The organism is Anaerococcus sp. NML200537 (assembly GCF_026131715.1).
In the GTDB taxonomy this organism is placed as follows: domain Bacteria; phylum Bacillota; class Clostridia; order Tissierellales; family Peptoniphilaceae; genus Anaerococcus; species Anaerococcus kampingae.
The window spans coordinates 1-21,011 of the sequence record NZ_JAMXSL010000010.1; the positions used below are offsets into that span (position 1 = coordinate 1).

Here is a 21,011-nt window from a genome sequence, read left to right on the forward strand (position 1 = left end):
AACTTACATACCGAATATTTAGTTGTTATTTAGTTTTTCTAAGCCTAATTTTTAGGCTTATTTGATGTGCCATAAATTACAAGATTAATTATTTTTTATTTTCTCTTGACATTTGATAGCTGGTCTACTATTAAAGGTCCTTTGGTCATAATAGTTCCTATTGACCAGATAAGTTTTCCTACAATCATAAGTACAGGTCCAAGAGCAGCTATAAAAAGACCGATACCTGCAATAATACCTTTTACTGGTCCTGGAAGTGCATTAAGTCCATTAACCAGTTTTGTTAATATATCTACTGCTTTTCTAACAGCAGGCATCAAAAGTTCTCCAAAGGATATGGCTAATTCTTCTAAGGCAGATTGTAAAATCTTTAATTGACCAGCTAGGTTATCCTGCATAGTAGCAGCCATTTTTTCTGCTGTTCCATCTGCGTTATATATGGCATCACTTAAGCTGTTGTAGTCCTTCTCACTGGCATTTATGATTGCCAACATTCCAGACATGGCATTTTTACCAAATATCATGGATGCTGCTTGTGCTTTTTGAGTTCCATCTAAATTAGCAAAAGCAACTCTAAAGGTACTTAAAGTCTCATCAAGTGAAAGACCCTGTACATCTTCAATAGATAAGCCCAACATGGACATTCCATTCATAACTTCTTTAGTTGGTGATGCGAGTCTTGTTAGCCCAGACCTTAAAGCTGTCCCTGCTTGTGAACCTTTTATTCCTGCGTTAGCCATTAAACCTATAGCTACTGCTGTATCTTCAACTGAATATCCAAGGGTCCCAGCAATAGGTGCAGCATATTTAAAGGTTTCGCCCATTAATGAAACATTGGTATTGGCATTAGATGATGCAGCAGCAAGAACATCAGCAAAGTGAGAAGAGTCTTCAGCTTTTAAACCAAAAGCTGTAAGAGCATCTGTAACGATATCTGAAGTAGTCGCTAAGTCCTCACCACTAGCTGCAGCAAGGTTCATGACTCCTTCAATACCACTAATCATGTCTTTACTTTTCCAACCAGCCATGGCCATATAATTCATAGCCTCTGCCGCTTCAGATGCTGAGAACTTTGTCTTGGCTCCCATTTCACGAGCCTTTTCCCTCAGAGCATCAAAATCGGACCCTGTTGCACCAGACACTGCTTTTACCTTTGACATACCAGAGTCGAAATCTGACGCAGTCTTTACAGCTGCTGCCCCAAGACCTGCTACTGCAAGAGATACTGGCATCATTTTTCTTCCTACGTTTTCTATATTTTGCCCTGTGTTTTGCCATTTTTCTCCAGTAATAGCTATGTTTTGCAGGGTTTGATTAGTGGTTGCTCCTTGTCTTTCTAGAGACTTTAGGGCTTGTTCTGTTTCAATAATTTCACGTTTAAGGGCATCATATTGCTCTTGGGAAATCTTTCCTTCTGCAAGAGCCTGTTCAGCTTGTTTCTGTGCCTCTTTTAAAGATGTTAATTTGTTCTTTGTTTCTTCTAAAGTCTGTCCTAATAGCTTATGCTTTTGGGAGATAAGTTCTGTATTTCCAGGGTCAAGTTTAAGAAGTTTGTTAACATCACGAAGTTCAGATTGAGTATGTTTTATCTCCGTATTTACTTGTTTTAGTGCAGTCTGTAATTTGGTAGTATCCCCACCAATCTCAACAGTTATCCCTTTTATTCTATTTGCCAATATCTCACCTCCTCTTTAGAGATATATTTATCAGTGTCTTTATTGATGTTTTTATCTATTTCTGCTATACTTATCTTGAGGTGATAAGTATGAATTTTGTAAAAGAATTATCCAATAAGACTGTATCCATTTCTGAATTTAATCGAGGCCTAGCTGGACGTATTTTCGATGATGTCAAAGTGAACGGTTCTAAGGTCGTATTAAAGAACAACACTCCTGAGTGCATTCTTGTTTCCCCTGATGAATATACGAAACTCATTGATGAGCTCGAAGATGCAAGAGATCTTATGCTTGCCAATACAAGGATGTCATCAATGGATAAATCCGATTTAATTTCTCAAGATGAATTTGAAGAAGCCTTTCATATCAATTTAAATGAAGTCTCTCCTCTTGATGAGGACGAAATTGAATGAACTATAAACTATCCTTTATAAAAGAAGCCATCCAAGACTATAAAGCCTTAGATGGATCTCAAAGAAAAATTGTCGGTAAAGCACTTAAGAGGATCTTAATAAATCCTCTTCCTAATACTGAAGGTGGGTATGGCAAGCCTCTTTCTAACCTTTCTGATTCTAAGCTTGCTGGTCTTATGAAAATTAAACTTAAGAGTTCAGGTCTTAGGATCGTTTATAAATTGGAAAAATCAGATGACGAAGTTCTTGTCATTATTATCGGTGCAAGAGCGGAATCCAAAGTCTATAAAGACGCTGAAAAAAGAGTAGCTAAGCTTGAAGATTAAAATTTATCAAAGTCTTCTTGCGTAGCTACTTCTTTATATTTATAGTCGTCATTATTCTTTTCTGTAAACATATCATTTACAAGTCCAATTGTTAGTAGAGATAAATCAGAAACAGAAAGACCAAGTTCCACTGCCCTTAATAGAAACAAGGGTGTAGTCATTGGTCTTTCTGTTGGCCTTACTTTTTTTTAGGAACTTCTTCCGATTTTATATTAAGTCCCCATAATTCAATTAGCTGAGGTAGAATTTGATAAATTGAAAAGGTTGAGAAATTATCCAACCATTCTTCTGGACTATCTGGTACAGATTTATCTCCATGCTTTGCCATTACATAGGCTATATTTTCAAATAGTTCTAATGAGCCTATATCTAGATTGGATTTATCTTCATCATTTTTCTTCATGGATTTTTCAAGTTCCATTAAGTCTTTGAAGATATCTCTTCCAAATTTAAGTCTATAGATTCTTGGGATTGCTGCTGATGCACGGAAAACAACTTCTTTCCCATCGATTTGAATTTTCTTGGTTAGTGCCATATTTATTTACCTCCAACACTTGCTCTTGAAGGTGTTACTGTATTTTCTGTTGGCATATAGACTGACTTGTACCAACCATCATAAGTTTCCTTTGTAGTCTCTTCGCCTGTTCTAGCCTTTACATTTCCATTTGGAAGTGGTCTTGCTTGAATAGACAAGGTTTCTGGTTGGACTTCTCTTGATTCCTCGTTGGTTTCTCCTTCAAGAGTAGGTCTTGCTGCTGAGCAGTTATACATGACGTGACGGATTTTCTTTTGGTCACCATCAAACTCAAATAACAGTGCAAAGTTTGCAGTTTCGGAATTTGAAGACTCAATAAGAACTTTATTTGAATCTGATCTTTCCATCAAAACATCCGTCCTAAAGGATTCTGGAATAAGGGCGATTTCCAAATCTCCGTCATATCCCATATTGTTTGAAATAGTGTAGTATTCAATTCCATCTGCATAAAAGCTTTCAGGCTCTCCATTAGGATCCAATGAAATTGAAACAGCACCAGGCATTAGCACTGGTGTTTTATATTTAATAACGCCCTCTTCGGCTTTATCAAAGAGAGCGTAGTGAACATTACAAATATTAAATTTAACTTTATTAGCCATTTTTTACCTCCATAGTAAATTCATAGAGAACTTCATAAAGTCTTTCTGATTCAATCCAAACTTCAGATTTTTCATAATAGATTTTTTCTCTATCAAGTATCTCTTCTATTTTTTCTTCTAATTTTAAATCTTTCTTATCAGTGTAAAGTTCTAAGTCTATCTGGGTGTTCTTATAGAAAACTACTCCATCTGCACCAAAGTGTTTATTCTTTGGGAATAGATAGACCATAAATGGTGGGTCTGGACTTTCTCCCTCAGCAAAGTGCGAGTATGCAAATGGAAGTCCTATCTTTTCAATTATTTTTAATAGCCTATCCATCTTGTAATTTCCTCATTATATTTTCTTCCAATTCTCTTACTCCTTTCTCTTCAGCTGGTCCAATGTGTGGCTTAGCAGATACTCTTCCTCCCTGCCTAAGAACATGGCCTTTCTCAAGTAAATGAGCCAGTTGATATCTATTCCTTGAGTGAACTACGAGTTCTATTGAGTTTGAAGTTTCTTTCATAGTTTTGACAGACCAAGACTTAGAATATTTCTTTGTTTCTCCTACAGGTGCATTTTCTTGTATATCTTTTCTAATATTGCTACCAGCTTTTTTGACTTCCTTTTTGACTTCATCTGTTGCCATATCAGAATATTCTTCTAAGCCTTTCATTATTTCACTGGCGAGGTTTTCAATTTTTACATTCATCTACTCACCTTCCTACACCTAAACTTTATAAATCTATTTTTATAGTTCATAAAGTCATTTGAGATGATGTTGTACTTTTCATCATCAAATAGAATTCTATATTCTGAAGTATTAATGTTCTTTAGACTATTTTGAAATCTTACAGTAAAAGAAATATCTGACCTGTCTACTTCCATCCCAAGAAAAACTTCTTCTCCCTTACCTTGAAAAGATATATAGGCTGAAGTTTTCAGATAATCTATCCATACTGATTTATGGTTACCAATTCCATCTACCTCAACATTTTTCTTTTGAAAGGTTATTTTTCTATTTAAATCCGATATCTTCACTAAAACTCAGCCTTTCTCATTCCAAACAATAAAGCCCTTAGAGTTAAGTTTAGTTCAGAATAGTCTGCCTCTTCTCGGTGTTCATAAAGATAAGCAGTCATATATAGGACTGCTATCTTCCCATTTGGATTTTTAGAAAGATCTTCTTCACTATCAACCCTTGCTACATCCATGGAGTGCTTTATTGATGATTGGATGAGAGAATTAATCATCTCATCCTCATCATCAAAATCCACCCTTAAATAGGACTTTGCCTCCTCAAGAGTAATCATAATTTACTCCTTATGCAGTAGCACCGATTTTTAAAAGTTTAACTGCTTCTCTTAAAACTAAAATTCCATCTACTCTTTCTTTACCTAAGAAACCAACCATGCCATTACCAGCAAATAGTTCCTTTAAGTCTTGGAAAGACCTATTTCCTCTATCTCCAATCTTGTAGTAAGAAAAATCGCCAAATGCTACTGCCAATTTTCCTTTTTCAGCTTTTGGAGCAAAGGCTGATGTATAAGCAGGATAACCTAAAAGTCTATCTGGTTCTCCATCTTTAAGTGATGGTTGCCAAATATATGCACCATTAACATCTTTAAGCTTTCTAATCTGAGCAACTGTTGCATCATTTAAAATGAAATCTGCTCTCTTTCTATAAGGTCTGTCTAAAGAGTAAACTAAATCAATGAGTTCATCTGCAGTAATTGTTTGAGCCTTTGTTGTTACCCCAAGTTCTCCACCTTTTTTAAAGTCAAAAATTCCTGTAGGTTTATTTACTCCATCTCCATTTAAGAAAGCGTCCTCTTCAGCATTTGCTAACGCTCTAGTAAATTCTTCAGTGATGTATTTTTCTAAATTAAAGGCTGAATCATATAAAAGTTCTTCAGTAACTTTAATTCCAACGTGGAGTTTGTGTGCATCAAGAGATACTTGATCGAATGTGCCATCTCCAAAGGTAAGTTGGCCACCTTCTTCTACCCATAGGGCTGCTGGCTTTGTAGCTGCAATATTGATTTTATGAAGTCCAGAAGTTTGAACTTTTGTAGCTAATTTTCTTACAATATTTTCATCTTCAAGACCATTTACAATATCTGTTTCCATTTCTTCTGGAACTAAATATCCACCACTTTCATCTGTGCCAACTTTTAATTCATTGGAAATATCTCTAAAGTTAGTTCTTAATGCCTTCATCATAGACTTCTTATAGACATTTCTTGCTCTCATTGGTTTATCTTCTTCATTAAAAGTAATAGGTTCATTTGTTAGTGCTTGAGTTGTAGGTTTTTCCAAGGATTTATCCATCTCTTCTTCCCTCTTCTTTCTTTCGATTTCACGAGTATAATTCTCGATAGTTCTTTCCAACTCTTCATAGGTCTTAAAGTCTTCGTCAGACATTAGACCATTTTCATCTTTCTTAGATTCAGCAAATGCTTTTGCCTCATCCCAAGCTTTAGTTCTCATTTCTAAAAGTTCTTTAATGTTCATAATTACCTCCAAGTATTTTTAATTTTGTTTAATCTTTCTTCTACCTCATTCATTGAGTGAGTTTTTACTTCCTTATTTATTTTTGTTAAGAGCGAGTTTGTGACTGCTCGTCTTGAAAAAACCATATTAGTGACTTTTTCATCTTTTCTTTTGTCAGTGAGAGTTCCATCACAAAAGCCCATCTCAATAGCCTTGTTCTTATCAAACCAAGTCTCTCCATCCATTAGATTAGAAATCTCTTCTCTAGATAAACCTGTCTTAATCTCATAGGCATTGATGATTGATTCCTTGACTTCCTTTAACATGTCTATAGCTTTTTGCATTTCTTTTGAGTCACCAATGGCTACAGTTAAGGGGTTATGAATCATCATTAATGAAGTAGGACTCATCAATACTTCAGTTCCTGCCATGGCAACAACCGATGCTGCTGATGCTGCAAGCCCATCAATCTTAATGGTCACATTTCCCTTGTGCTCTAAAAGCATGGTGTAAATTCTTGATGCTGCAATACAATCCCCACCAGGGGAGTTAATCCATACAGTTATGTCTCCACTTTTATTTTTTAATTCTTCAAAAAAGAGCCTTGGCGTGATTTCATCATCAAACCAAGACTCTTCTGCAATAACTCCATCTATATAGAGTTCATTTGAATCCTTTTTCCAATTCCAAAATATTTTATTGTTCTTCATTAGGACTTATCTCTTCTCCTTTCTGCTGATAAAAACTACCTGCCTTATCAAGTGGTAGCATATTTCCATTTACAAGATATAGGTCACCACCTTCTTCAGCCGATATCCTATCTAGATTTTCTAATTCTCTTATGTCATTTGCACTCATCCACCCATTCTGTCTTCCTACAGCATATCCATTCATTCTTGATTCATAGTCTCCTCTTAGAAGTCCATCAAGATTGAATTTAATAAAGAGGGATTCCTTTTCTTTCTTTGTTAGTAGTGCTCTTTCCAAAGATTGCTCCCAACGAACAATCCAAGGATCGAGAGTATATTTAACAAATTCAAGTGACTGCTGTTCTATATTTGAAAATGATGACTTCTCCAAGTCTCCAATCATATGAGGTGGTATTCTAAATATCCTTGCTATCTCATTTAATTGAAATTTTCTTGTTTCCAAAAATTGGGCCTCACTTGGCGCTATTGCTATCGGTTGGTATTTCATCCCTTCTTCAAGTACAGCCACTTTGTTGGCGTTCTTAGGCCCTTGAAAGGCAGCATTCCATGACGCTCTAACTCTTTCTGGATCTTTAATAATTCCTGGATGCTCTAAAACTCCACCTGGTTGTGCTCCATTTTGGAAGAATGACGCTCCATAATCTTCACATGCCATAGCCATACCAATGGCATTTTTAGCCATGGTGATTGGCGAGTAGCCAATAAGGCCATCAAAACCAAGCCCTGGTATATGAAGGACATCTTCTTTTAATAGATAAATCTCTTCTGATTTGTGGTTGTATTTATAAAATATTTCCCCATCTTCACTTCGCATTACAGTCATTTTATTTGGCATTAGTGGATAGAGACCAATAACCTCATTTCTTCCATTACGAATTATCTGAGCATAGGCATTACCCCAAAGTAATAAATGGGTCATCAGTGTTTCTCTAAATACAAACGAAGTCATCTCAGTATTTGGTTCATCGTGTAAGAGAAAATATATGGCGTGTTCTTTTGCTTTTTCCTTAGAGTTTGAATCCCCTCTTTTATATAGATGAAGAGGAAGTCCTGCTAAGGTTTCAGCAAGAACCCTCACACATGAGTAAACTGCCGTCATTTGCATAGCAGTAAATTCGTTGACATTCCTTCCTGCTGTTGTTCTTCCAAATAAAAAAGACGATGAAGATATCCTCTCCCCGTCTTTAGGTTTGTCTCTTGACTTGAATATTAAATTTAAAATGTTTATATTACCACCTCCTAAATTTAGGTATAAAAATAGCACTCATCTAAAAGAGTGCTAAATATAATTTATTTCATTTCAAGTATTCCTAGATACTCATCTAATCTTTCATTAACATAAGACGCAAATAAGCTTTCCATTTCGCTCAAGTTATTTTTTACGTGATATTCATCAAATGCCTCATAATATTTTATTCTGTCGGTAAATTTAATATCTATCGGTGGAATACCCTCTTTCATAAGTTCGAGATTAACTAAAAGTCTGCCAGTCCTTCCATTTCCATCAATAAAAGGATGAATCCCCTCGAACTCTATATGAAATTTTGCAAGTTTAGTTATAATATGCTCACTTGATGCTTTATAATTTATTAAGAGTTCCTCCATTTTGGGCTCAATTAAATATGGTTGCACAGGTTCATGACTTGCCCCCATTATACGAACAGGAACTTTTCTGTAAACTCCCCTATCTTCTTTTTTATCTCCTAATACAAGATAATGAATTTGCTTTATTAGACTCTCTGTCAATTCTCTATTTTCTTTAACTAAATCTACAACAAAGTAAAAAGCTTCTTTATGAGAAACCGCTTCTATATGATCTTTCAATGGCTTTTTATCAATAGTAAGCCCTCTAAGAACCATATCTGTTTCTCTTAAAGTAAGAGTGTTTCCTTCAATCGCATTCGTATTATATGTGTATTCAATCATGAAATCTTCTAAAAGCCTTGCAACCTCTCCCTCTGTAAGAGGTCTTAGAGTGTTTAATTTTGCTAATTTTTCATCAATTATTGGAAGAAGAGTTTTAGGCTTTGTAAATCTTTCATCTGTCGGCTTTATTGCATTGGATGGAATTTTCCATATTTTACCTTCTTTATAGGCATTGGGAATTCTTCCTTCACTGCATAAAATTCTAACTCTTCTTTCTGATATGCCCCATTTTTTTGCAATTTCGCTTACTCCTGTAAACATAACTCTCCTCCTATTCATAATTTATGTTATTATTTCATCGGAATAATGTCAAGAGTATCGGAATGGAATATACCAGTTTTAGGAATAATGCTAAGAGATATTAAAAAACAATCAATCCCCTATCATCATAAACTGACTCACTTGTATCATTTCCACACCTTATAGCCCTATCAAGAGCCATTATTGTAGCAATTACACCATCTATCTTTTCTGTAGATTTTTCCTTGTCTGCTTTTATATTTCCAGCAGGATCAGTTCTTATAAAAATATTGTCCATCATCCATCTTAGAACTGGATGACCTCCATGGGCTATTTTTCTTTCAAGGGTTAGTTTCATGAGTTCTTTAGTTGGTGGAGACATATCTTTAAATCCTTGACCAAAAGGAACAACTGTAAATCCCATGCCTTCTAAGTTTTGAACCATCTGAACTGCTCCCCACCTGTCAAAGGCAATTTCTCTAATGTTATATATCTCACCTAAGTCCTCTATAAATTTTTCTATAAAACCATAGTGGACTACATTACCTTCTGTTGTCATAATATAGCCTTGTTTTTTCCATAAGTCGTAGTTCACATGGTCTCTTTTTACTCTTAGGTCGAGATTATCTTCTGGCAACCAAAAGTAGGGTAATATTTGATATTTATCATCTTCACCTATTGGAGGAAAGACTAAAACAAAGGCTGTAATATCTGTTGTAGATGATAGGTCAAGACCTCCATAGCAAACTCTACCTTTTAATTCTTCTTCATTAACAGCAAAATTACATAGGTCCCACTTTTCCATAGGCATCCATCTAATTGCTTGCTTGACCCACTGATTTAATCTTAACTGTCTGAAGGCATTTTCTTCAGTTGGATTTTGCTTAGCTGATTCACAGGCTTGCCTTACTTTTTCTATTGGAACTGTAATTCCAAGAGACGGATTTGCCTTATGCCATACTTTTTCATCTGTCCAATCATCTTCCCTGTCTGCTCCATAGATTACAGGATAGAAAGTTGGATCAGTTTTTCTTCCTTCAAGTATGTCGACTGCCTTTTGATGTGTTTCGTAGCAGATTGATTTGGTATCTGTTCCTGCGGTTGTAATAAGAAAATATAGGGGTTGAGTTCTTGCATCTCCTGAACCTTTTGTCATAACATCAAAAAGTTTTCTGTTAGGTTGGGTATGAAGTTCGTCAAAGACCACACCATGAATATTAAATCCATGTTTAGAATAAGCCTCTGCAGATAAAACTTGATAGAAAGAATTGGTCGGCTTATATATCATTCTCTTTTGAGATGCGAGTATCTTTACTCTTTTAGATAGGGCTGGACTCATCCTTACCATATCAGCTGCAACATCAAAAACTATAGTTGCTTGCTGTCTATCGGCAGCACAACCATAAACTTCTGCTCTTTCTTCTCCATCACCACAAGTAAGGAGGAGTGCTACAGCAGCTGCAAGTTCTGACTTTCCCATTTTCTTTGGTATTTCAATATAGGCTGTATTAAATTGACGGTATCCTGTATCTTTTACAATGCCAAATAAGTCTCTTATGATTTCTTCTTGCCATTCAATTAGCTTAAAGTCTTTACCTGCCCATCTACCTTTTGTGTGTTTAAGGCATTCTATAAAAGTGACAGCATAGTCTGCTTTATTTTTATCATAGTGAGATGTAGGTAGCATAAATTTTGTTGGTTTATATTTCATTTGACCTCCTTCCTTGAAAAATAGGCATAAAAATAGCCACCTGATTGTGACTTCTACTACGACAAATAGAGCCTAAACTCTATTTGGAATTTTATTTTTATCTTTTTCTTGCTATCTTTAATTCTTTGTAAGCTTTCTTAAGTTCTCTATCTAGTGTTTCTGATTCTGCAAAAAGTTGAAATTCTTCATCTGTTAAATTTCCTTTTGATACCTCCCAAAGTTCTTCATAAACTTGGTCTGCACATTTCTTTGCTGTTCCTGCTATGTCTAAAAGGTTAATGGCTGCTCCAGTCTTGCCTTCTTTTGATTTTTTTATTGAGTTTTCTGCGTATCTTTTGCAAGCTTTAACTTCTGTCTCTAATCTTTCTAAAAGCTCTTTTTTCATGGTTTTACTCTCCTTTGCTTTTGTTATATGCATATTCCCGTATAGGAGAGTATTAGTCAAGTCTTTTATGCCTATAAATCGGCTATTTTTCAATCTTTTTAAAGATTATCTATAAAGTCGTCAAACCATTTCGCTCCAATCTCAAGTCTTATAATTGGAAGTCTTCCTAACTTGTTGTACTTTAAACTTACTATCCTTAAGTCTTCAGGAAGGTCGCTTTCGTAAAATTCGTTAATTGTTTTTCCCATTGTGATATAAATTGTGTCATCTTCAAGGTAGTCTTTTAAATAATCTTGGAAAGCTAAGTCTCCATTTTCTCCTTCGTAAAGTCCAAGCATTGTAATTGCTGAAGAGTCGATTAACTCATTTAAATCTTTCTGTGTTTTCATGTATTTGTATGCCATATTTTTCTCCTTATCTTTTTTTGTATGTACATATAACCGTACAACCAAAAATAAGTCAAGTTAATTAGAGGATATAATGGCTATATTTCAACCTTTACTCGCTATTTTTTCTATTCTATCCACTCTGAAAATTACATTTAACATTGAACCATTATCCCATTTTACTAGGATTGATCCAATGGCATCCACCCCATAAACTGTGCCTAAGGTTCCAACTGGCGGAGCCTGCTCATCTTCCATTTGGATTAGTTTTACTCTTGTACCTACAGGATAAGTTTCTTTTAATTTTTCTATAATTTCCCTTGAAATCATCTAATCACCTCACATACATATATCACTCAATCTAAGATTTATATCAAGTCAGATTAATAACATCTTTATACTTATACTCTTTTCCATTTCTTAATAGGCTTACATCTTCATCTCTACCAACTAATTCAATAAATCTATTTACAATGACATCTACAAATTTTTCATCAAGTTCTATCATCCTACAAATTCTATCAGTCTGTTCACAAGCTATTAGTGTACTTCCACTTCCACCAAATGGATCAAGTACAATGGAGTTTGTCATTGATGAATTTTTAATTGGATAAGATAAAAGTGGGATAGGTTTCATAGTAGGGTGGTCGCCATTTTTTCTTGGTTTATCAAATTCCCAAATGGTAGACTCCTTCCTTCCTGTATACCAATTGTGTTTTCCTTTTTTCTTCCAACCATAGAGAATTGGTTCATGTTGCCATTGATATGGACTTCTTCCAAGTACAAGGGACTGTTTCTTCCAAATACAAGTACCAGATAAATAAAATCCAGCGTCTTGAAATGCTTTTCTGAAATTAAGTCCTTCTGTATCTGCATGAAAAACATATATCGAACCATCATCTGCGAGAAAATTTTCCATATTTAAAAAAGAGCTCAGTAAAAATTCATAGAATTTATCTTGCTCCATATTATCGTTTTTAATTTTTCCAGCTGATCCTTCATAGTTTACATTGTATGGAGGGTCTGTGATGATAAGATTTGCTTTTAATTCTCCCATAAGTTTTTCGTAAGTAACCTCATCTGTAGAATCTCCACAAATAAGTTTGTGCTTACCTAAGGTCCAAATATCTCCAGGCTTTGAAAAAGTAGGCTTTTCTAATTCTTTGTCTACATCAAAGCCGTCATCTTCTGTATCATTTCCTAAATCAAAAATATTAGATAGTTCATCTGGTGAAAATCCTGTGAGCTCTACATTAAATCCATAATCTTCTAGGGATTCAATTTCTACTCTTAATAGTTCTTCATCCCATCCAGCATCAAGAGCCATTCTGTTATCAGCTAAGATATATGCTTTCTTCTGTGCCTCATTTAAATGGTCTGCAAAGACACAAGGTACTTCTTTTATACCTTCTTCCTTTGCTGCCATAATTCTTCCATGGCCTGCAATAACTCCGTAGTCTTTATCAATAATTACAGGATTGATGAAACCAAACTCTCTGATTGATGATCGTAGTTTATTAATCTGGTCTGCTGAGTGAGTTCTTGCATTATTTACATAGGGTACAAGTTTTTCAATATCAACTAATTTCATTTCTTTGGTTGTAATCATATAAGCCCCCACTTAGCAAATTCTTCAAAACCACCGATAGAGTTAATGTAGTTTCTAGCAATTTCTACAATTTCTGAATATGGTCTATCATCTACAGTTTCAGCTCCTATTGCACAGGATAATTCAATATTCCTATTTTCCTCTTGTGCTTTTAGATGGGCATAAATATTAACTGATACATCAGCCTTGGATAGGTCTTTACCATGAAGTCCTCCACCCGTTACTGCTCGTCCCATATCTGAGCCGAGTTTTCTATTTGTTGCTCCAGTATCTACATTAAATCCTCCAGTCCAATCTCCTAATGGATTTACAATTGCTCTTGGATAAATTGATTTTAAAATTTCCGTAGATACATTTGACTGACAGATGATGAGTTTATCTCCATCAAGGATGTATTTCCCATCGTAGGGATAATTGGAATAAATTTCACGAGCAATTAAAGATAGTTTCTTTTCTTCATCTGATGTGGGTACTCCTTTAAAAATTCCATTGTCACCACATCTTATCTTTTCTTTTTGATTATTTGATAGGTAGATATCCTGTTCTACAATTTTAATATCTACTATGGCATATCCTGCTATCCTCTTAATTGCTGATCCAATTTCTTTTTTATTTAACTTACAATCCGTTTCAATAATTACATGGCAATTTCCATGCCCCAGCAAAACTTCAACTGCTATTTTAGGATTCTCTTTATTTTTATATGCTAAATCTACAATTGCACCAGCTATGCAATCTGCTATTTTATCTGGATGCTTTGGATTTACTTTTTCAAACAATATAATTACCTCCTTTGCCTTAGTAATTTTTCCATCATATCTTCTCCATAGTCTTCATAAACTTCAGTACAGTTTTCTTTCACTATGTCATAAATCTCGTACCATAGAAGATTGGCCGTCTTTTGAAACTGGCTAGACATCTGTACAAATGGAGATGCAATAACTCCACCAGTTGTAGGATGCTTTCCTAAAAGTCCAAATTGACTTATTGCCTCTTCACATTGAATGTATCTTGCAAAAGCCTGGGAGTAGGATTCTAATAATCTTGGATTTACTAAGTTTTCACAGTTCCTCTGTTTTAACCAACTCCAAGTCTCTTTATATATTTCATCAGCACCAAGTGGTATACCATTTTTTTGTTTTGCAGATAGATAATCACTAGGTGTTGGCATATCTGTTCCATCAAGAACTGCACCATCTGGTAAGTCAACTGCATCTATTTCTTCTGGAGTGAATGTAGGAATATCATTCATTAAAATTTCTACCTTTTTACCTTTTTCTATTTTTTCAGCAGCAGGCTGTGGTTTCCCTCCTGCTTTTACTCTTCTTCCACCTCTGTATGTTCCGTCCTTAGCGATAGTATCACCTCCTAATTCATCATCTTCTTTAATAGGGCCTTTGAACCCGTTTTTTTGTGCGTGAGAGGGCGGCACCGTTGGTAGGGAAATCAATCGTAGAGATTAAGACTCCCCCTCCCCACGTAAAACTATCCTCCAAACCTATCTCCACTCTTTGCATGAATCTTTGAGTGACAAGATTTACAAAGACTCATAAGATTATCTTCGTCATTAGTTCCACCACGAGAAAGAGGAAGTATGTGATGTACTTCCTCTACCTTTGTCATTCTATTCTCTTTTAAACACATTTCACAAAGCGGATGCTCTGCTACATATCTTTTCCTTATAGCTCTCCACGCTTTTCCATAACGCTTATGAGTTTTAGGATCCCTTTTATATTTTTCATAATTTTTGTTATATTCTTTCTCATGTTTCTTACAGAATCGTCCATCAACTAATTTAGGACAACCTGGATGTGAACATGGTCTCTTAGGTTTGCTTGGCACTTTATCACTCCATAAATAAAGCCCTGAAGATTAAATCTTTAAGGCTCTTTTAATTATTCTTTTGCTATTCTAACTATACTACAACTACTTACTCTCATTCTATCAACTTTACTCTCCACTTGACTTTTTTCTTAGAAGAAAATATAATTTAGTTAGAAAGTATGAATTTCTAACTAAGGAGGTTTTGTTATGTTAGTTGAACTAAAAGCTAAATCACAAGTTACTATCCCAAAAGACATAGTAAACTCTATGGAATTAAATCAAGGCGACCAATTTGAAGTCATGGAAGATGATGGAAAAATTGTACTTGTTCCAGTTGCAATCTATCCAGAACACGTCATAAAAAATTTAAAAGCTGAAGTAAAAGAGATTAAAGAATCTATTAAAAATGGAGAAAGGCCAATCTTTGATTCCATTGACTCTCTATTTGAGGAGTTAGATAAGTAATGTCCTATAAAATTACTTATTCGAAGGCCTTTAAAAAACATTACAAAAAACTATCTGATACTGAAAAGAAACAAACGAAAAAGAAACTTAAATTTTTCGTAGAGAATCCTACTCATCCATCTTTAAGAACTAAAAAGATACAAGGTACAGATGGAATATGGGAGTCTTCTGTTAATATGGATATTCGAATTATTTGGTTCTACGAAAATAATGAATTAATATTTCTTTTAGATATAGGACACCACGATATCCTGGACAAGTTTTAAATTTAATACTATAATAAAAACACGAATTGAAAACGAAAGTTTTACGGGTGATGCATTTATGCGTCACCCGATTTTTTTATACTTCTATATTTTTTAAAGCCTTACTATGAAGTCTAAAGATATGCTGAATTGAGTAATTCATTTCAACTGCTATCTTCTCCCAAGATTCAAAACAAAGATATCTTTTTTCTAAAACGACTTGAAGCTCTTTATCTTCAATCTTTTTTATTGTTCTTACGATTTCTTTCTTTAAATCCACCAACTTATCTATGTCCCTATTAATTTCTTCTTGGAGATCTATAATCTTAACAATAGTATCTTCAAGTTTTGATAATCCTCTATTAGGACTCTTAGGCATATCTGATAAGGTCGATGTAGCTTTTGTTGCTAGAGCGTTGAGTGATTCAACTTGCTCTAGCTTGCTATTAATTCTCTTGTCTAAATAAAAAGCTTGTTTTAAATATTCTTTTGCGTTCATTTCTTACCTCCATAATTTTTTGAGGTAAGTTCTCCATAGAACTCCTGCTCGTATATTAAGCTTATCAAATGTTCTTAGTGACATTCTATGACATTAACTCTCCAGATTTGCTTTCACTGCATCAATAAGTGCAGCTTGTGTTTTATTCTTATTTTCTAATGCTTTCATCACATCTTCATCAATAGTTCCTTTTGCTAAGATATGATGAATCACAACTGTTTCTTTCTGCCCTTGCCTATATAGTCTGGCATTGGTTTGTTCATAAAGTTCTAAGGACCAAGTAAGAGAAAACCAAATAAGTGTTGAACCTCCCGCTTGTAGGTTAAGTCCATGACCAGCAGATGCTGGATGGATAATGGCTACAGGAATCTTACCTTGATTCCATTCTTTAAAATCCTTACTTGTCTTAAGTTCTCTTACATCAAACTTGTCTTTTATTCTTTTCAAATCTGACTTATACCAATAAGCTACAAGAACGGGCTTACCATTTGCTCCTTCTATTAAATCTTCCAAGACATCAAGCTTTCTATCATGGATATGAATCATATTTTTATCTTCATCATAAACAGAACCTGATGCCATTTGAAGTAACTTATTAGAAAGGGCTGCAGCATTAACTGCATCTATATCTTTATCCTTAATACTAACGACCAAGTCTTTTTTTAAGGTCTCGTAGATATCTCTTTCTTTATCTGATAGATTTACAAAAACTTCATTGTTTATCTTCTCTGGCATTTTTAGATAGTCCTCAGCTTTCATAGAAACTGTGATATCTGATATTTTTTCATAGATTGCATCTACAGCAAAAGGAAGTGGCTTATAGGAATAGATGATTGGTCCGTTTCTCTTATCTGGTTTGAAGTATATTTCCCTGTACTGACCAATAAATCTTCCAAGTCTCTCTCCCATATCGAGCAGTCTAAACTCAGCCCACAAATCCATTAGGCCGTTAGATGATGGAGTTCCAGTAAGACCAACTATTCTTTTTACCTTTGGTCTTACTTTCATCAAGGCTTTAAACCTCTTTGACCTATGAGATTTAAAGGATGATAGTTCATCAATTACGATCATGTCGTAGTTGAATGGTAGTTCGCTCTTATTTATTAGCCAGTCTACATTTTCCCTATTGATTAAATAGATGTCTACTTGTTCTTCTAATGCTTTTATTCTTTCTTTTTCACTACCTATTGCTACTGAATACTCTAAGATATCAAGGTGAGACCATTTTTCTATTTCTTCCTTCCAAGTGTCCCTGGCAACTCTTAGTGGTGCTATGATTAAAACTTTAGAAATTTCAAAAGAATCAAAGAGTAAATCTTTTATAGCTGATAAGCTTATAACCGTCTTGCCGAGACCCATGTCCAGTAGAAGTGCTGATTCTTTATTTTCTTTTATAAATTCAGTAGCATAACTCTGGTATTTATGTGGAGTATATTCCAATTAGTCACCTCCAATTCTCTTTATTATTTCATCAATGTTTTCTTTGGTATCAAGAACATATACCTTGAAGCCTAAATTTTTAAATTGTCTTATTCTTTTTATCTGAATTGGTCTTGGTTCTCCTCCAGGTCTTTTTGTTTCCACAAATCCTATCTTTCCTTTAGGTAGAAGTATTATCCTATCTGGTATTCCCGTCATTGAAGGGGATGTAAATTTAAGGCAAAGACCATTATTCTCTTTTACTCTTTTAACAAGGGCAGATTCAATTTCTTTCTCTCGCAATTTTCATACTCCCTCCACGCTTCTTCAAAAGTCATCATACAATCATAACAAGCACCCTGACTTTCTAAATAATTTTTAATCAGTCTTTTCCAACCTTTAAATTTCCCTGTTTTATTTTTAGGAAAGTCTCTATCTTCCCTCATATCTCTTGCTAAATCTCCTCTTGGAGACTTTTCATTTAAATGATTTTTCATCATATGGTTATAGAAATTCATAAATCCTCCATTTTTCTAAAGTGTTGTATAGTGTAGCTATATATAAACCTTTTACACGAGAGAATAAAAATATTATATGAAAGAAAGTAGGCTATAACCATTCACACCATACAAAACGCCTATATTAAGCCATTTCAGTGTTAAATCAAGTGTAAATAGTCATGTCTTTTTGTAGTTTAGTGTATATATTTTTCACTAATTAAGAAAAACTTTTTTCTATATAATCATCTTTATTTAGCCTATAAATGCTACACTAAGATACATTTATAAAAAGTCGTCTACTGACTCCATTAAATCATTGATGGTTATACCGCTCCATTCAATGCCCCTATTTGTCCTTTTCTTTTCATAACCTTCTGCTATAAGGGCTCGTGAAAAATCTCTATTGTTCCTAATGTATTCTCCATTTGAACCAGCCCACTCACGATAAACTTGGTATAACCTTGCACTCATCTCTTTATAATTTGTACCTTTTATGCATTTATCTGAAATAAAATGGTTTATCCAATCATTCTCTTCCTTATATGAGCTTTTAGCATCATCTACAACACTGCACTTTGGATATTTAAAGCCTGCATCTATATATTCTCTTGCTCCTTCAATCATCCACTGTAGAATTGCTCCTCCTGCTTTTTCTAGAAGCTTATCTATATAATCTGTCTTGGGATTTTTAATGGCAACAGAAAATGGAGCTACCACAATTCTTCTCCAGGTTCCTCTATCATTAGATCCCACCTTTGGTAGGTGGTTTGTATAGAGAATAGTAGAATGCGTTGGCGTAAATGAGAATGGTGCATAGTATTTTCTTTCTGCTGAAATATCATCAACACTTGCTATCTGCTTTAGCATAGAGCTTGATAATCTTTGACCCTCTTCTGTTTCAGAGGCTAGAATAAATCTCTTACCACATAACTCAGCAAGATCAACCTTCACATTCTTTGCTCTTGTTGTTAAAGACTCAGCTGGGATTTTACCTGCATAGTCTCCAAGAACATGAGCCTCTGAATTAAAAACAGTAGACTTCCCATTTCCTCCGTCTCCATAAGCTATAAGGAGTGCTTCTTCATAAACATGACCTATTAATGTAGACCCTGCATGGAACTTTAAGAAATTAATAAACTCATCATCTCCACCAGTTACATCCCTTAAAGTAGCTATCCACATATCCATATTATCCTTACTTGGAGCTAGGGCAGTAATCTTCGTGCAATAGTAAGACGGGTCATGCTCTTTTATTTCACTTGTTTTTAAATCAATAACTCCAACAGGGGTATTTAAAATAAAAGCATCTGCATCAAGTTTTTCATTTTTAACTTCTAACAAAGACTTAGCTAGTTTTAATATTCCAGATACTTTTCCATGGTCGTTCATCTTTTTAGCAAAATTGAGATAAGCTTTTGCAGTATCTACTTTTAATTTTGCTTGTGCTTTTTCTTCCTTATTTCCTATCATTTCAGCATCTGCTAATTCTTGATAGGTCTCTTTAAATTCAATGCTTGCATTTTCTAAAACTTTTTTGGCAGTCTCCATATAAAGACTCATTACTTTTAGTTCAGAATCTTCCCACTTATTGCCCGTCCAATAAAGCCAACCTTGAGATATCGTGTAGATAGCTTTATCTTTGTTATGCTTAGTAAAGATTTCAGCCATTGCTATATCTGTAAGTTTCTCTGGCTTATATTCCTCATATCTTTCATTGTATTCTTCTGGTGGTACATAATCTTCACTTGCTGCTACCTTTTTATAGAATTTACAAGCTGACCTCCAGATTTGTTCCAGTTCATCATCTGGGAGTGGCGGCGAACAAAGTGATGCTTTTTTATCGAATAATTCTCTTGCCTCATCTGTATTTCCATATCGAATTAGAATCCTACCAGCAAAATGGTTCATAGTTGAATTTCTAGAGCCTTGCTGAATTAAGTCTTGAGAGTTATCGAAGTCTTCAAAGTCATCTTTTAGAATTTCTGTTACATATTTCCTTCCCCTAACTATTTCAACAGCAGGATTCTTAACTCCAAAGAAAAACCTCGCTCCATCTAAGGCATTACCATCAAAGAAAGTATAAGCCTCCGCCAAGCTTTCTTTTATTCCTACATATTCAGCTAAATTTGTGATCTTAGGAATTGGAAAATATATGTGCATTCTTGGTCTTGCAGCTTTTCCATTTTTTTCTTTTCTATGGTTTCTGCTGTAAACTATGGCAAATTTAACTCCATCAAATATTCTCTTTAAATCGTTAGTTGAAATCCAATCATCTGGATTTTCTGAATGGTCGTTGTCTATATCCATGGGAACACATTCTGACTCTATAAAATTATCGTTGGATCGATAGGAATTTTTATACTTAGCCATTACATGATCAAAACTTGCTGCTTTCTCAAAAGACCTTACATCTACTGCATTAACCTCATTTGGATAAACACAGTTTGACTCCACTCCTATTAAATTTGAGGTGTATATTTTCAATTAGGATACCTCCTTTATATAGCGAATCTTCATTTTTCTCTTCTCAGCAACTCTTATTTCTTCAGCCATTCCTAGACTTATATAGTCACCAAAGACCCATACTTCTTCACATTTACCAAGAAGGACATAATTAAAATGCATGGCAAGTCTTCTCTCACTTTCATCACTCATAAACTGTGGAAATAAAAGATGTGGTGCTATGGGAATATTTCCTTTATCCAAAGCATAGCGAGAGTACTTCTGTGCCTTGATGACATTATTTTCTAGATCTCCAGAAAATGGACTGCAGATATATACCAAGGGATAGTATCTCTTCTCTGCATTTTTAATTGCTTGATAAGGAGTGGGATCCTTGCACCCACTCCCGTTGTATAGTTCCTTATTCATAAATATCCCTCATTGTTTCACTACAAGTATTACAGCAAACTTGAGTAGAAAATAAATCGCCATCTTCCAATACTTCATTTAAGTCTACTTGAACTTCTTTCCCACACTTTGGACAGGTGCAAAAGACATTCTCATCATTTATCTCAATGCTTATTTCCATGACATCATTGATTTTTTCTTTAACATAAAACATGAATAA

At 34.6% G+C, this 21,011-nt stretch carries 31 protein-coding genes; 4 read left to right on the forward strand and 27 right to left on the reverse strand.

Features of this window, described 5'->3' with window-relative positions:
* Positions 1-95: 95 nt before the first annotated feature.
* Positions 96-1,676: a phage tail tape measure protein gene (locus NH288_RS04025; RefSeq protein ID WP_265213275.1), complete on the reverse strand. Its 1,581-nt coding sequence runs from the start codon at positions 1,674-1,676 to the stop codon at positions 96-98.
* A gap of 89 nt (positions 1,677-1,765) precedes the next feature.
* Here NH288_RS04025 and NH288_RS04030 point away from each other — a divergent pair, with 89 nt between their 5' ends.
* Entirely contained in the window at positions 1,766-2,089 is a 324-nt protein-coding gene (locus NH288_RS04030) for a type II toxin-antitoxin system Phd/YefM family antitoxin (protein WP_009430049.1), read from the forward strand.
* Positions 2,086-2,415, forward strand: a complete 330-nt coding sequence (locus NH288_RS04035) for a type II toxin-antitoxin system RelE family toxin (protein ID WP_265213276.1) — start codon at positions 2,086-2,088, stop codon at positions 2,413-2,415. The genes NH288_RS04030 and NH288_RS04035 overlap by 4 nt, the downstream gene beginning before the upstream one ends.
* Here NH288_RS04035 and NH288_RS04040 read toward each other — a convergent pair.
* The 19 genes from NH288_RS04040 to NH288_RS04130 all read right to left on the reverse strand — a co-directional run bounded on the left by NH288_RS04040 (position 2,412) and on the right by NH288_RS04130 (position 14,831).
* Positions 2,412-2,576: a hypothetical protein gene (locus NH288_RS04040; RefSeq protein ID WP_004816339.1), complete on the reverse strand. Its 165-nt coding sequence runs from the start codon at positions 2,574-2,576 to the stop codon at positions 2,412-2,414. The genes NH288_RS04035 and NH288_RS04040 overlap by 4 nt on opposite strands.
* Positions 2,577-2,593: 17 nt before the next feature.
* Positions 2,594-2,950 carry a hypothetical protein gene (locus NH288_RS04045; RefSeq protein ID WP_019117844.1) on the reverse strand — a complete coding sequence of 119 codons (357 nt, stop codon included), beginning with the start codon at positions 2,948-2,950 and terminating at the stop codon, positions 2,594-2,596.
* 2 nt (positions 2,951-2,952) lie between these two features.
* Positions 2,953-3,549, reverse strand: a complete 597-nt coding sequence (locus NH288_RS04050) for a major tail protein (protein ID WP_265213280.1) — start codon at positions 3,547-3,549, stop codon at positions 2,953-2,955.
* Complete coding sequence (locus tag NH288_RS04055) at positions 3,542-3,868, reverse strand: hypothetical protein (RefSeq protein WP_070611490.1); 327 nt, start codon at positions 3,866-3,868, stop codon at positions 3,542-3,544. Before NH288_RS04055 ends, NH288_RS04050 begins: the two co-directional genes overlap by 8 nt.
* A complete protein-coding gene (locus NH288_RS04060; RefSeq protein WP_070611488.1) occupies positions 3,861-4,241 on the reverse strand; it encodes an HK97 gp10 family phage protein in 381 nt (126 codons plus the stop codon). The genes NH288_RS04055 and NH288_RS04060 overlap by 8 nt, the downstream gene beginning before the upstream one ends.
* Positions 4,238-4,570, reverse strand: a complete 333-nt coding sequence (locus NH288_RS04065) for a phage head closure protein (protein ID WP_070611487.1) — start codon at positions 4,568-4,570, stop codon at positions 4,238-4,240. Before NH288_RS04065 ends, NH288_RS04060 begins: the two co-directional genes overlap by 4 nt.
* Complete coding sequence (locus tag NH288_RS04070) at positions 4,570-4,842, reverse strand: head-tail connector protein (RefSeq protein ID WP_068370105.1); 273 nt, start codon at positions 4,840-4,842, stop codon at positions 4,570-4,572. The genes NH288_RS04065 and NH288_RS04070 overlap by 1 nt, the downstream gene beginning before the upstream one ends.
* A 10-nt stretch (positions 4,843-4,852) precedes the next feature.
* Positions 4,853-6,043 (reverse strand): phage major capsid protein, encoded by a 1,191-nt coding sequence (locus tag NH288_RS04075; protein ID WP_265213286.1) that lies wholly within the window; start codon positions 6,041-6,043, stop codon positions 4,853-4,855.
* Between the two features lie 2 nt (positions 6,044-6,045).
* Positions 6,046-6,732, reverse strand: a complete 687-nt coding sequence (locus NH288_RS04080) for a head maturation protease, ClpP-related (protein ID WP_265213287.1) — start codon at positions 6,730-6,732, stop codon at positions 6,046-6,048.
* Positions 6,719-7,960: a phage portal protein gene (locus tag NH288_RS04085; protein ID WP_414731749.1), complete on the reverse strand. Its 1,242-nt coding sequence runs from the start codon at positions 7,958-7,960 to the stop codon at positions 6,719-6,721. Before NH288_RS04085 ends, NH288_RS04080 begins: the two co-directional genes overlap by 14 nt.
* A 62-nt stretch (positions 7,961-8,022) precedes the next feature.
* Positions 8,023-8,919, reverse strand: a complete 897-nt coding sequence (locus NH288_RS04090; protein ID WP_265213290.1) for a Fic family protein — start codon at positions 8,917-8,919, stop codon at positions 8,023-8,025.
* A gap of 100 nt (positions 8,920-9,019) precedes the next feature.
* The gene (locus NH288_RS04095; RefSeq protein ID WP_265213292.1) at positions 9,020-10,609 is read right to left on the reverse strand and encodes a terminase large subunit; all 1,590 of its coding nucleotides are present in this window, start codon (positions 10,607-10,609) and stop codon (positions 9,020-9,022) included.
* Between the two features lie 97 nt (positions 10,610-10,706).
* Positions 10,707-10,994 (reverse strand): transcriptional regulator, encoded by a 288-nt coding sequence (locus NH288_RS04100; RefSeq protein WP_265213293.1) that lies wholly within the window; start codon positions 10,992-10,994, stop codon positions 10,707-10,709.
* A 98-nt stretch (positions 10,995-11,092) separates the two neighbouring features.
* On the reverse strand, positions 11,093-11,398 hold the full coding sequence (locus NH288_RS04105; RefSeq protein WP_265213295.1) for a hypothetical protein: 306 nt from the start codon (positions 11,396-11,398) through the stop codon (positions 11,093-11,095).
* Between the two features lie 87 nt (positions 11,399-11,485).
* Entirely contained in the window at positions 11,486-11,710 is a 225-nt protein-coding gene (locus NH288_RS04110; RefSeq protein ID WP_019125135.1) for a DUF4314 domain-containing protein, read from the reverse strand.
* 43 nt (positions 11,711-11,753) lie between these two features.
* Complete coding sequence (locus tag NH288_RS04115; RefSeq protein WP_265213298.1) at positions 11,754-12,989, reverse strand: site-specific DNA-methyltransferase; 1,236 nt, start codon at positions 12,987-12,989, stop codon at positions 11,754-11,756.
* Positions 12,986-13,768, reverse strand: a complete 783-nt coding sequence (locus NH288_RS04120; RefSeq protein ID WP_265213300.1) for an S-adenosylmethionine synthetase N-terminal domain-containing protein — start codon at positions 13,766-13,768, stop codon at positions 12,986-12,988. The genes NH288_RS04115 and NH288_RS04120 overlap by 4 nt, the downstream gene beginning before the upstream one ends.
* A gap of 5 nt (positions 13,769-13,773) precedes the next feature.
* On the reverse strand, positions 13,774-14,346 hold the full coding sequence (locus NH288_RS04125; RefSeq protein ID WP_151409016.1) for a P27 family phage terminase small subunit: 573 nt from the start codon (positions 14,344-14,346) through the stop codon (positions 13,774-13,776).
* A gap of 128 nt (positions 14,347-14,474) precedes the next feature.
* Entirely contained in the window at positions 14,475-14,831 is a 357-nt protein-coding gene (locus tag NH288_RS04130) for an HNH endonuclease (RefSeq protein ID WP_065735294.1), read from the reverse strand.
* Between the two features lie 189 nt (positions 14,832-15,020).
* On the opposite strand from NH288_RS04130, the gene NH288_RS04135 reads away from it, so the two are divergent.
* Positions 15,021-15,278 carry an AbrB/MazE/SpoVT family DNA-binding domain-containing protein gene (locus NH288_RS04135; RefSeq protein ID WP_065735293.1) on the forward strand — a complete coding sequence of 86 codons (258 nt, stop codon included), beginning with the start codon at positions 15,021-15,023 and terminating at the stop codon, positions 15,276-15,278.
* Complete coding sequence (locus tag NH288_RS04140; protein ID WP_002834890.1) at positions 15,278-15,544, forward strand: type II toxin-antitoxin system YafQ family toxin; 267 nt, start codon at positions 15,278-15,280, stop codon at positions 15,542-15,544. Before NH288_RS04135 ends, NH288_RS04140 begins: the two co-directional genes overlap by 1 nt.
* Before the next feature lie 76 nt (positions 15,545-15,620).
* On the opposite strand, the gene NH288_RS04145 is transcribed toward NH288_RS04140, so the two are convergent.
* The 7 genes from NH288_RS04145 to NH288_RS04175 all read right to left on the reverse strand — a co-directional run bounded on the left by NH288_RS04145 (position 15,621) and on the right by NH288_RS04175 (position 21,005).
* Entirely contained in the window at positions 15,621-16,022 is a 402-nt protein-coding gene (locus tag NH288_RS04145) for a DUF1492 domain-containing protein (protein ID WP_065735292.1), read from the reverse strand.
* Positions 16,023-16,115: 93 nt separating this feature from the next.
* A complete protein-coding gene (locus NH288_RS04150; protein WP_265213310.1) occupies positions 16,116-17,462 on the reverse strand; it encodes a DEAD/DEAH box helicase in 1,347 nt (448 codons plus the stop codon).
* Entirely contained in the window at positions 17,463-17,744 is a 282-nt protein-coding gene (locus NH288_RS04155) for a VRR-NUC domain-containing protein (RefSeq protein WP_265213312.1), read from the reverse strand.
* On the reverse strand, positions 17,702-17,959 hold the full coding sequence (locus NH288_RS04160) for a sterile alpha motif-like domain-containing protein (RefSeq protein ID WP_265213313.1): 258 nt from the start codon (positions 17,957-17,959) through the stop codon (positions 17,702-17,704). The genes NH288_RS04155 and NH288_RS04160 overlap by 43 nt, the downstream gene beginning before the upstream one ends.
* Positions 17,960-18,223: 264 nt before the next feature.
* Positions 18,224-20,425 (reverse strand): phage/plasmid primase, P4 family, encoded by a 2,202-nt coding sequence (locus NH288_RS04165; protein ID WP_265213315.1) that lies wholly within the window; start codon positions 20,423-20,425, stop codon positions 18,224-18,226.
* Positions 20,426-20,812, reverse strand: coding sequence for a DUF4406 domain-containing protein (locus tag NH288_RS04170; RefSeq protein ID WP_265213317.1), 387 nt, complete (start codon positions 20,810-20,812; stop codon positions 20,426-20,428).
* Positions 20,805-21,005, reverse strand: coding sequence for a hypothetical protein (locus NH288_RS04175; protein WP_265213318.1), 201 nt, complete (start codon positions 21,003-21,005; stop codon positions 20,805-20,807). The genes NH288_RS04170 and NH288_RS04175 overlap by 8 nt, the downstream gene beginning before the upstream one ends.
* Positions 21,006-21,011 lie beyond the last annotated feature (6 nt).

Bases quoted from the DNA above. Each gene is read 5' to 3' on its own strand.
- NH288_RS04030 (WP_009430049.1), top strand. From the start codon at position 1,766: ATGAATTTTGTAAAAGAATTATCCAATAAGACTGTATCCATTTCTGAA.
- NH288_RS04035 (WP_265213276.1), top strand. From the start codon at position 2,086: ATGAACTATAAACTATCCTTTATAAAAGAAGCCATCCAAGACTATAAA.
- NH288_RS04040 (WP_004816339.1), bottom strand. From the start codon at position 2,576: ATGACTACACCCTTGTTTCTATTAAGGGCAGTGGAACTTGGTCTTTCT.
- NH288_RS04045 (WP_019117844.1), bottom strand. From the start codon at position 2,950: ATGGCACTAACCAAGAAAATTCAAATCGATGGGAAAGAAGTTGTTTTC.
- NH288_RS04050 (WP_265213280.1), bottom strand. From the start codon at position 3,549: ATGGCTAATAAAGTTAAATTTAATATTTGTAATGTTCACTACGCTCTC.
- NH288_RS04055 (WP_070611490.1), bottom strand. From the start codon at position 3,868: ATGGATAGGCTATTAAAAATAATTGAAAAGATAGGACTTCCATTTGCA.
- NH288_RS04060 (WP_070611488.1), bottom strand. From the start codon at position 4,241: ATGAATGTAAAAATTGAAAACCTCGCCAGTGAAATAATGAAAGGCTTA.
- NH288_RS04070 (WP_068370105.1), bottom strand. From the start codon at position 4,842: ATGATTACTCTTGAGGAGGCAAAGTCCTATTTAAGGGTGGATTTTGAT.
- NH288_RS04075 (WP_265213286.1), bottom strand. From the start codon at position 6,043: ATGAACATTAAAGAACTTTTAGAAATGAGAACTAAAGCTTGGGATGAG.
- NH288_RS04080 (WP_265213287.1), bottom strand. From the start codon at position 6,732: ATGAAGAACAATAAAATATTTTGGAATTGGAAAAAGGATTCAAATGAA.
- NH288_RS04090 (WP_265213290.1), bottom strand. From the start codon at position 8,919: ATGTTTACAGGAGTAAGCGAAATTGCAAAAAAATGGGGCATATCAGAA.
- NH288_RS04095 (WP_265213292.1), bottom strand. From the start codon at position 10,609: ATGAAATATAAACCAACAAAATTTATGCTACCTACATCTCACTATGAT.
- NH288_RS04100 (WP_265213293.1), bottom strand. From the start codon at position 10,994: ATGAAAAAAGAGCTTTTAGAAAGATTAGAGACAGAAGTTAAAGCTTGC.
- NH288_RS04105 (WP_265213295.1), bottom strand. From the start codon at position 11,398: ATGGCATACAAATACATGAAAACACAGAAAGATTTAAATGAGTTAATC.
- NH288_RS04110 (WP_019125135.1), bottom strand. From the start codon at position 11,710: ATGATTTCAAGGGAAATTATAGAAAAATTAAAAGAAACTTATCCTGTA.
- NH288_RS04115 (WP_265213298.1), bottom strand. From the start codon at position 12,989: ATGATTACAACCAAAGAAATGAAATTAGTTGATATTGAAAAACTTGTA.
- NH288_RS04135 (WP_065735293.1), top strand. From the start codon at position 15,021: ATGTTAGTTGAACTAAAAGCTAAATCACAAGTTACTATCCCAAAAGAC.
- NH288_RS04140 (WP_002834890.1), top strand. From the start codon at position 15,278: ATGTCCTATAAAATTACTTATTCGAAGGCCTTTAAAAAACATTACAAA.
- NH288_RS04145 (WP_065735292.1), bottom strand. From the start codon at position 16,022: ATGAACGCAAAAGAATATTTAAAACAAGCTTTTTATTTAGACAAGAGA.
- NH288_RS04160 (WP_265213313.1), bottom strand. From the start codon at position 17,959: ATGAATTTCTATAACCATATGATGAAAAATCATTTAAATGAAAAGTCT.
- NH288_RS04170 (WP_265213317.1), bottom strand. From the start codon at position 20,812: ATGAATAAGGAACTATACAACGGGAGTGGGTGCAAGGATCCCACTCCT.
- NH288_RS04175 (WP_265213318.1), bottom strand. From the start codon at position 21,005: ATGTTTTATGTTAAAGAAAAAATCAATGATGTCATGGAAATAAGCATT.